General features: G+C 73.0%; 9 protein-coding genes. 4 read left to right on the plus strand and 5 right to left on the minus strand.

The features are described from left to right. Positions 1-129: 129 nt before the first annotated feature. A complete protein-coding gene (locus VR44_RS29660; protein WP_045950702.1) occupies positions 130-777 on the minus strand; it encodes a TetR family transcriptional regulator in 648 nt (215 codons plus the stop codon). A 228-nt stretch (positions 778-1005) separates the two neighbouring features. Here VR44_RS29660 and VR44_RS29665 point away from each other — a divergent pair, with 228 nt between their 5' ends. From VR44_RS29665 to VR44_RS29675, 3 genes are all read left to right on the plus strand, one after another. Further along, positions 1006-2322, plus strand: a complete 1317-nt coding sequence (locus VR44_RS29665) for a glycosyltransferase family 4 protein (protein ID WP_045950703.1) — start codon at positions 1006-1008, stop codon at positions 2320-2322. Between the two features lie 178 nt (positions 2323-2500). After that, entirely contained in the window at positions 2501-3244 is a 744-nt protein-coding gene (locus VR44_RS29670) for a class I SAM-dependent methyltransferase (protein ID WP_045950704.1), read from the plus strand. After that, a complete protein-coding gene (locus tag VR44_RS29675) occupies positions 3241-4329 on the plus strand; it encodes a prenyltransferase/squalene oxidase repeat-containing protein (RefSeq protein ID WP_045950705.1) in 1089 nt (362 codons plus the stop codon). Before VR44_RS29670 ends, VR44_RS29675 begins: the two co-directional genes overlap by 4 nt. Before the next feature lie 51 nt (positions 4330-4380). On the opposite strand, the gene VR44_RS29680 is transcribed toward VR44_RS29675, so the two are convergent. Continuing rightward, the gene (locus VR44_RS29680; protein ID WP_045950706.1) at positions 4381-4686 is read right to left on the minus strand and encodes a hypothetical protein; all 306 of its coding nucleotides are present in this window, start codon (positions 4684-4686) and stop codon (positions 4381-4383) included. A 179-nt stretch (positions 4687-4865) separates the two neighbouring features. On the opposite strand from VR44_RS29680, the gene VR44_RS29685 reads away from it, so the two are divergent. Continuing rightward, positions 4866-5471 carry a hypothetical protein gene (locus VR44_RS29685; RefSeq protein WP_245692464.1) on the plus strand — a complete coding sequence of 202 codons (606 nt, stop codon included), beginning with the start codon at positions 4866-4868 and terminating at the stop codon, positions 5469-5471. Positions 5472-5502: 31 nt separating this feature from the next. Here VR44_RS29685 and VR44_RS29690 read toward each other — a convergent pair whose 3' ends face one another. The 3 genes from VR44_RS29690 to VR44_RS29700 all read right to left on the minus strand — a co-directional run. Continuing rightward, positions 5503-6513: an LLM class F420-dependent oxidoreductase gene (locus VR44_RS29690; protein ID WP_045950708.1), complete on the minus strand. Its 1011-nt coding sequence runs from the start codon at positions 6511-6513 to the stop codon at positions 5503-5505. 301 nt (positions 6514-6814) lie between these two features. Then, the gene (locus VR44_RS29695) at positions 6815-7600 is read right to left on the minus strand and encodes a hypothetical protein (protein WP_045950709.1); all 786 of its coding nucleotides are present in this window, start codon (positions 7598-7600) and stop codon (positions 6815-6817) included. 144 nt (positions 7601-7744) lie between these two features. Next, a partial coding sequence (locus tag VR44_RS29700) for an N-acetylmuramoyl-L-alanine amidase (protein WP_045950710.1) occupies positions 7745-8460 on the minus strand: 716 nt, incomplete at its 5' end.

Consider the following 8460-nt stretch of genomic DNA (forward strand, 5'->3'; position numbering starts at 1 on the left):
CCCGTCTCCGAGACCGCCCAACCGGGACCCGCCCCCCACCCACCGGCCCGCAGACAGGGAGGCGGGTGGGCAATCACCGCTCGGCCGGGACGCCTCGAGGGGGAGATAGCGCGCCCCCCGACAACCCGATCAGGCCTTTTCCGCCGCCGTCAGGTCGATCAGCCGGCACACCGTCTCGATGTCTATCTTCACCTGCGCGATCGACGCCCGCCCCGACAGCCAGGTGATCAGCGCCGAGTGCCAGGTGTGCTCGATGACGCGGACCGCCGACAACTGCTCGGCCGTCGGCGGGGCCTCCAGGCCCATCGCGTCGAGGATGATGGCCGTCGTCAGCCGGGAGACCGTGTCCACCTCCGGGCTGACGCTGCGGTCCGCGAACGTCAGGGCGCGGACCATGGCGTCCGCCAGGTGCGGCTCCCGTTGCAGCGCCCGGAACGCGCGCATCAGGGTCTCCGCCACCCGCTCCGCCGGCTCCTCGCCCGCCGGAGGCCGCTTGCGCAGGGTCGAGTGCATGTGCTGGAGCTGGTCCTGCATGGTGGCGACGAGCAGGTGCACCTTGGACGGGAAGTACCGGTACAACGTCCCCAGCGCGACCTGCGACAACTCCGCGACCTCGCGCATCTGCACGGCGTCGAAGCCGCCCCGGCTGGCCAGTTGCGCGCTCGCGTGCAGGATCCGGCGGCGGCGGGCCTCCTGGCGTTCCGTCAGGGGAGGGGACGCCGGGCCGGTCATCGTCGCCGTCGCCGGTTTCGTGACGGCCTTCGCTTCCGCTGTCATGTGTCCCGTTCCTGGCGTTCCGTGTCGTTGCGGGGGCTGCTTCCGGGATGGGTCCGCAAGCAAGGATGTCAGGCGTCCGAGCCGTGGCGCGAATCACCTGCTCCGCCTCTTACGGTGTGGTTTCCGGCCGGTAGATTCAATGGTCTTCGACGGATCAAGTCTGAAACTTGTTCTACATTATCCGAGCGGTTACGCTCCGGCGACAGCGCAGGGAGAAGGGGGCCGAGAGTGACCGCAGAGGCCATGGTGACAAGCCCTTTCGAGGCTTTCGAGGCTTCCGCCACCGACGGCGACCGCCCGTTGCGCATCGCACTCCTCACCTATAAGGGGAACCCGTTCTGCGGCGGCCAGGGCGTCTACGTCCGCCACCTCTCCCGCGAGCTCGTGAAGCTGGGCCACTCCGTCGAGGTGATCGGCGCGCAGCCCTATCCGGTGCTCGACACCGGCGCCACGCTCACCGAACTGCCGAGCCTGGACCTCTACCGCAGCCCCGACCCGTTCCGCACGCCCAAGCGCGACGAGTACCGGGACTGGATCGACGCCCTGGAAGTCGCGACGATGTGGACCGGCGGCTTTCCCGAGCCGCTGACCTTCTCCCTCCGCGCCCGGCGCCACCTCCAGGCCCGCGCGGGCGAGTTCGACGTCATCCACGACAACCAGACCCTCGGCTACGGCCTGCTCGGCGACCTCGGCGCACCGCTGGTGACGACCATCCACCACCCCATCACCGTCGACCGCAAGCTGGACCTCGCCGCCGCCAAGGACCGCAAGAAGCGGGCCTCCGTGCGCCGCTGGTACGCGTTCACCCGCATGCAGGGCCGCGTGGCCCGCCGCCTGCCCTCCGTCCTCACGGTCTCCGGCTCCTCCCGGCAGGAGATCGCCGAACACCTCGGCGTCCGCGACGACCGCATCCACGTCGTCCACATCGGCGCCGACACCGACCTCTGGTCGCCCGACCCCTCCGTGGCCGAGGTCCCCGGCCGGATCGTGACCACCTCCAGCGCCGACGTCCCGCTCAAGGGCCTCGTCCACCTCGTCGAGGCGCTCGCCAAGCTGCGCACCGAGCAGCCCGACGCGCACCTCGTCGTGGTCGGCAAGCGGGCCGAGAGCGGACCGGTCGCCCGCGCGATCGAGAAGTACGACCTCCAGGACGCGGTGCGCTTCGTCAAGGGCATCACCGACGCCGAGCTCGTCGACCTCGTGCGCAGCGCCCAGGTGGCCTGCGTGCCCTCCCTCTACGAAGGCTTCTCACTCCCGGCCGCCGAGGCCATGGCCACCGGCACCCCGCTCGTCGCCACCACCGGCGGGGCCATCCCCGAGGTGGCGGGCCCGGACGGGGAGACCTGTCTGGCCGTGCCGCCCGGCGACGCGGGGGCGCTGGCCGCTGCCCTGGGCCGGATGCTGGGCGACGCCGGCCTGCGCGCCCGCCTCGGCGCGGCGGGCCGGCAGCGGGTGCTGGCCCGGTTCACCTGGGCCAAGGCGGCCGAAGGCACCGTGGCGCACTACAGAGCCGCCATCGCGCGCACCGCCGCCCGGACCCGGTGAGCAACGCACCACCCAGGCCCCACCACCCAGGCACCCGCACCCACCGCACCACCCCCCCCCGCACCACCCAGCACCACCCCACCCAAGCACCGCTCCACCCGCTCCACCCCGCACCACCCGCTTCACCCCGCACCACCCGCACCACCCTTCACCCCCGTGACCGCGAAGGCAGGACCCCGTGCTGACCGTCGATTTCTCCCGGTTCCCGCTCGCCGCAGGCGACCGTGTGCTCGATCTGGGCTGCGGCGCAGGCCGGCACGCCTTCGAGTGCTACCGGCGCGGCGCCCAGGTCGTCGCCGTCGACCGCAACGGCGAGGAGATCCGCGAGGTCGCCAAGTGGTTCGCCGCCATGAAGGAGGCCGGTGAGGCCCCGGCCGGAGCCACCGCCACCGCCATGGAGGGCGACGCCCTGGCCCTGCCCTTCCCCGACGAGTCCTTCGACGTCGTCATCATCTCCGAGGTGATGGAGCACATCCCCGACGACAAGGGCGTCCTCGCCGAGATGGTGCGCGTGCTCAAGCCGGGCGGCCGCATAGCGGTCACCGTCCCGCGCTACGGCCCGGAGAAGATCTGCTGGGCCCTGTCCGACGCCTACCACGAGGTCGAGGGCGGCCACATCCGCATCTACAAGGCGGACGAACTCCTCGGCAAGATGAAGCAGGCCGGCCTCAAGCCGTACGGCACCCACCACGCGCACGGCCTGCACTCCCCGTACTGGTGGCTCAAGTGCGCCTTCGGCGTGGACAACGACAAGGCGCTGCCGGTCAAGGCGTACCACAAGCTCCTGGTCTGGGACATCATGAAGAAGCCCCTGGCCACCCGCCTCGCCGAGCAGGCCCTCAACCCGCTCATCGGCAAGAGCTTCGTCGCCTACGCGACCAAGCCCCACCTCCCCGTCGGCACGGCCGGCTCCGCCCAGTGAGCTCGCCGGAGCGCACCGTCCCCGAACACCTCGTCCTGGACGGCGTGCTGACCGCCGAGCAGGCGGCCGAGACGGTGGCCGGGATACTCGCCGTGCAGCGCGCGGACGGGGCCATACCGTGGTTCCGTGGCCACCACCTCGACCCGTGGGACCACACCGAGGCCGCCATGGCCCTGGACGCGGCCGGCGAACACGAGGCGGCGGAGCGCGCCTACGCCTGGCTGGCCCGCCACCAGAACCCGGACGGCTCCTGGTACGCGGCCTACGCGGACCGGCCCGAGGGCGTGGACACCGCCGAACCGCAGGACGCGGGCCGGGAGTCCAACTTCGTCGCGTACATCGCCGTCGGCGTCTGGCACCACTACCTGGCCACCGGCGACGACACCTTCCTGGACCGGATGTGGCCGGCGGTGGTGGCGGCCGTCGAGTTCGTGCTCGGCCTCCAGCAGCCCGGCGGCGAGATCGGCTGGAAGCGCGAGGCGGACGGCACGGCCGTCACCGACGCCCTGCTGACCGGCTCCTCCTCCATCCACCAGGCGCTGCGCTGCGCCCTGGCCATCGCCGACCACCGCGGTGACCCGCAGCCGGACTGGGAGCTGGCGGCGGGCGCGCTGGGGCACGCGATACGCCGGCACCCGGAGCGGTTCCTGGACAAGTCCCGCTACTCGATGGACTGGTACTACCCGGTGCTGGGCGGCGCCCTGACGGGTGCGGAGGCGAAGGCGCGGGTCGAGGAGCGCTGGGAGGAGTTCGTCGTCCCGGACCTGGGGGTGCGGTGCGTGCTGCCGAACCCGTGGGTGACGGGCGGGGAGTCCTGCGAGCTCGCGCTCACCCTGTGGGCGATGGGGGAGTCGGACCGGGCGCTGGAGGTCCTGCGCTCGATCGGCCACCTGCGCGCCGAGAACGGCATGTACTGGACGGGTTACGTCTTCGAGGACCGGGCGGTGTGGCCGGTGGAGCAGACGACCTGGACGGCCGGCTCGCTGCTGCTGGCGGTGGCCGCGCTGGGCGGCGAAGAGGCCACCACCGTCGTCTTCGGCGGCGAGCGGCTCCCGGCGGGCCTGGACCCGGGCTGCTGCGCGTGACCGGCGGCGGGCGGGCGGCGGGGTGACGGCCCCGGCGCCCGCCCGGCTGGTTCAGACGCGCTGGAGGAGACGGGCCAGGGCGTGGCCCGCCACCAGGTAGACCACGGCGGCCACGCCGTAACCGACGATCACCTGGGCCCAGTGGCGGCTGAGGTGGAAGATGTCGAGCGACCAGCCGGCCAGCCAGGTCGCCGCGTCGTGGAACCACTGGACCACGTCGTTGGAGCGGTTCGCGTCCAGCAGGTCGAGCACGATCCAGACGACGATGATCAGCGCGACGATGTCGGCTGCCAGCGCCACGAGCCGGCCGGCCGACCAGCCGGCCCGGTGGCGTCCTGCGCTGCGGTCTGCGTACATGCCGGGCGTCTTGCCGCTCCCGCACGGTTGAAACCCGTACGGCTGGACGTCCTGCCCCGCCGGATCCGAACGGGTGGCCCGACTGGCGGGGTGGCGGTGGCCGGGTGAGGCTGCGGAGGACACCTCAGTCCCCGGAGGCAACCGTGCGCGTACCCACTACCGTCCGATTCCGTCGCGCCGTGACGGCCTTGGTCCTGTCCACCTCCCTGCTGGCCGGCGCCACCGCGTGCGGCTCCGGTGGGGACCGGGGCCGACGGGAGGAGGTCTCGTCGGCGGCGACGGCGGCGGAGCTGGCCGCCCTCGCCGTGGCGGAGCCGGAGGCGGCCGAGGCCGACGCGCTGGCCGCTGCGACGCCCGAGCCGAGCACGTCGGCGGAGCGGCAGAAGTTCGCCAAGACGCGCTTCGTCGCCAACGCCGGTCTCGCGGCGGGGGCCACCTATCAGTGGATCATCAAGCCGTACCGGGCGGGCAAGTTCAAGAAGGGTGCGAAGGGCCGTACGTTCGCGCTGATCAAGGCGGGTCTCGCGGGCGCCTTCGCGTACAACCGGCTGAAGGCGGCGGCCGAGAACGCCCAGGGCGACCCGTTGCTGTCGAAGGCCGTGGCTCCGCTCACGGCGGGCATCGACTCCCTCAAGAACCTGGCCACCAAGCTGCGCAAGGGCCAGGCGGGTGACGCCGACATCAGCTCCTTCGAGAACGTGATCAGCGGGGTGAAGGAGGCCGGCAAGAGCGCGGGCGCCCCGGTGACCGACCAGGTGCCGAGCGTCTCCCAGCTCGGAGGCTGACCACCGGACCGGCGGCGGCACCGGCCCGGGCCTAGCCGTTCAGGTCCGCCAGGACCCGGAGGGTGTGCGGGTCCGGGGCGGTGACGAGGAGGTCGGTGACCGGGCCCTTGCGCCACAGTTCGAGCCGTTCCGCGATCCGCCCGCGGGGGCCGACCAGGGAGATCTCGTCGGCGAAGGCGTCCGGGACGGCGAGGACCGCCTCCTGCCTGCGCCCGGCCAGGAACAGCTCCTGGATCCGCCGGGCCTCGTCCCCGTACCCCATCCGGGCCATCAGGTCGGCGTGGAAGTTGCGGGCCGCGTGCCCCATGCCGCCGATGTAGAAGCCCAGCATCGCCTTGACCGGGAGCAGGCCCTCGGAGACGTCCTCGCAGACGTGGGCCCGGGCCATCGGCGCGATCATGAACCCCTCGGGGAGGCCGGTCAGGGAGGCCTGGTAGACGTCCGTGCGGGTCGGTGACCAGTACAGCGGCAGCCAGCCGTCGGCGATCCGGGTGGTCTGGGCGATGTTCTTCGGTCCCTCCGCCCCCAGCAGCAGCGGGAGGTCCGCCCGCAGCGGGTGGGTGATGGGCTTGAGGGCTTTGCCCAGGCCGGTGCCGTCCTCCCCCCGGTACGGGTGGGTGTGGAAGCGGCCGTCCAGGGCGACCGGGGCCTCGCGGCGCAGCACCTGGCGGACGACGTCCACGTACTCACGGGTGGCGGTGAGCGGGCTCGCGGGGAAGGGGCGCCCGTACCAGCCCTCCACGACCTGCGGTCCGGACAGGCCCAGGCCCAGCATCATCCGGCCGCCGGAGAGGTGGTCCAGGGTGAGGGCGTGCATGGCGGTGGCGGTGGGGGTCCGGGCGGCCATCTGGGCGATGGCGGTGCCCAGGCGGATGCGGGAGGTGTGTGCGGCGATCCAGGTGAGCGGGGTGAAGGCGTCGGAGCCCCAGGCTTCGGCGGTCCACACCGAGTCGTAGCCCAGGCGCTCGGCCTCGGTGGCGAGGTCGAGGTGGGAGGGGCTGGGGCCGCGGCCCCAGTAGCCGAGTGCGAGTCCGAGGCGCATGTACGGTCCCTCCCGCGATGCCGGTGTTGCTGCCAATGCCGCTGCTGCCGCCGCCGTTGCCGAGGCAGCCGTCATGCCCGCGCCGACGCCGACGCCGATGCCAACGCCGATGCCGGCACCAATGCCGCCGACGCCAATGCCAATGCCAATGCCGAACCGATGGCTCGCGGCCCCGACCGAAATCTGACGTCATGTCAGATCGATCGTCCGGCCGACTGTAGGGCACACGGCCCCCGCCGGGAAGTGCGACGGCCCCCGCCCTGTCGGGGCGGGGGCCGTACGTGCGTGCGCGCGCGGGGGATCAGCCGCGCTGGATGCCCGAGGTGTCGTTCAGGACGCCGCGGCGGCCGTCCTGGGTCTGGGCGATCAGCGTGGACGGGCCGCGCTGGTCGACGGCCAGGTACCAGGTGCCCGGGGCGAGTTCCGCGATCGGGGTGGGGGAGCCGTCCTCGGCGAAGAGGGGCCGGGCCACCGGCACCGCGAACCAGAACGGCGTGAACTCGGCGGCCGGGAACCCGGCGCCGGAGGAGTCCTGCGGGGTGCCCCCGTACGGCGGGGCCGGCTGCGGCGTGGCCCCGTAACCCTGCGGCTGCTGGCCGCCCGGGTAGCCGTAGCCGGTGCCGGGCTGGCCCCCGTACGGCTGGGCGGTGACGGGCCTCGGCTCCGGCACGAGCGGCCCGGCCAGCGCGGGCACCTTGCCGCCGGCGACGGCCACCCCGGCCAGGGCGAGCGTCGCGAGGAACCCGAGGATGCAGCCGGCGGCCAGGTCGGCCAGCGGCGGGGTGGCGATCAGCGACCAGAGACCGTTCCAGGCGGCGGCCACGGCCAGCACGGTGCCCCAGGCCGTCAGGGTCAGGCCGCCGACCTTGCGGCCCTCGGGCTGGAAGCGGGCCGCGATCAGCAGGCCGGCCGCGATGAAGCCCATCAGGAAGACGGCGGGGAGGGCCAGCCGGTAGACGTCGGTGTCCCACACGCTCGGGAGGTCGCCGCCGGGGACGGAGTAGAAATCGAGGAACGAGGCGATGAACAGCAGCACCGCTGCTCCGATCACCACGCCGTCGCCTCGAGTGAGGGAGCGGATGTTCACGTCTCTGGTGTCCTTCTCGGTCTTGGCAGGGGGTGGATCGGGCGCCCCCATGGTACGGAGGTTTCCGCGGCCGAGAGGACCGGGGCGGCGGGGGCGCCGGCCCGGGGACCGTCCGCCCCCGGGAGGCCGCCCGCCTCGGGAGGGCTACCCGCCCAGGAATCCGGTGATGCCGTCCGCGATGCCCTGGGCCGCCTTCTGCCGCCACTCCGGACTCATCAGCTGCGCCGCGTCCTTCTCGTCCCGCATGTTGCCGCATTCGAGGAACACCTTGGGCCGGGTCGAGAGATTGAGCCCGCCCAGATCGTCCCGGACGACCAACCCGGTACCGCTGCCGAGGTAGTTGGCGGGGGAGGAGCCGGTGGCGCGGGCGAAGTTCGAGGCGATGCGCTCGCCGAGGTCCCGGGAGGGGCCGACGATCTTCGCGGTGTCGGCCGCACCGGCCTTGACCCGGGCGGGGAGGATCACGTGGAAGCCGCGATTGCCGGCGGAGGCCCCGTCGGCGTGGACGGAGACGACGGCGTCGGCCGCGGCCTGGTTGCCGATCCGGGCCCGCTCGTCGATGCAGGGGCCCCACGGGCGGTCGCCGTCGTGGGTGAGGACCACCTTGGCTCCCTTGGCCTCCAGCAGGGCGCGCGCCCGGTGCGAGACGTCGAGGGAGAACTCGGCTTCCATGTAACCGGAGTTGGTGGTGGTGCCGGTGGTGTCGCACTCCTTGCGGTTGGTGCCGATGTCCACCTGCTGGTCGATCTCCCGGCCGTGCTTGAAGTTCCCGGTGTTGTGCCCGGGGTCGATCACGACGGTCCGGCCGGTCAGCGGGCCCTTGGCGGGGGCCGCGGGCTGCGGGGCGGGCGGGGTGCTCG

Origin of the sequence: Streptomyces katrae, from assembly GCF_000966975.1 — a bacterium.
GTDB classification, from domain to species: domain Bacteria; phylum Actinomycetota; class Actinomycetes; order Streptomycetales; family Streptomycetaceae; genus Streptomyces; species Streptomyces katrae.